Genomic DNA, 541 nt, shown 5'->3' on the forward strand with positions numbered 1-541 from the left:
TGTTCACCACCCAGACGCCGTCCATCACCAACGCCACCGACGGGACAGGCGCGGATTATGAGCTGGGGATGCGCTTCACCGCCAACACGCCCGGCACGATCCAGGCGATCCGGTACTACAAGGCCTCGAACGAGACCGGCACCCATATCGGCCACATCTGGTCGGCAACGGGCCAGGAGCTGGCGACTGTCACGTTCACCAACGAAGGCGCATCGGGCTGGCAGCAGGCGACCCTCGCCACGCCGCTCACCATCGCGGCCGGCACGACCTACGTGGTCTCGGTCAATATCAACAGCTACTACGTCTCCACCACGCAGGGCTTCGCGTCCGGCATCAGCAATGGCGGCCTGAACGCGCCGGTCGGCGCCGGCGTCTTCGACTATACCGAGGGCGTCTTTCCGACCACCATCTATCAGAATGCAAACTACTTCCGCGACGTCGTGTTCGCTGCGAGCGCGACCAACCCCAACAACCACCCCGGCACGGTGAGCGTCAGCGGGACGCCGACGCAGAACCAGACCTTGACCGCGACGGTGAGCGA

1 protein-coding gene is annotated in these 541 nt (G+C 64.9%); it reads left to right on the forward strand.

Annotation, left to right across the window (positions count from 1 at the left end):
- Positions 1-541 (forward strand): DUF4082 domain-containing protein (locus IC66_RS0142415; RefSeq protein ID WP_038951404.1); only part of this gene is annotated, 541 nt, incomplete at both ends.

It is taken from the genome of Bradyrhizobium genomosp. III (assembly GCF_000261705.1).
In the GTDB taxonomy this organism is placed as follows: domain Bacteria; phylum Pseudomonadota; class Alphaproteobacteria; order Rhizobiales; family Xanthobacteraceae; genus Bradyrhizobium; species Bradyrhizobium ottawaense.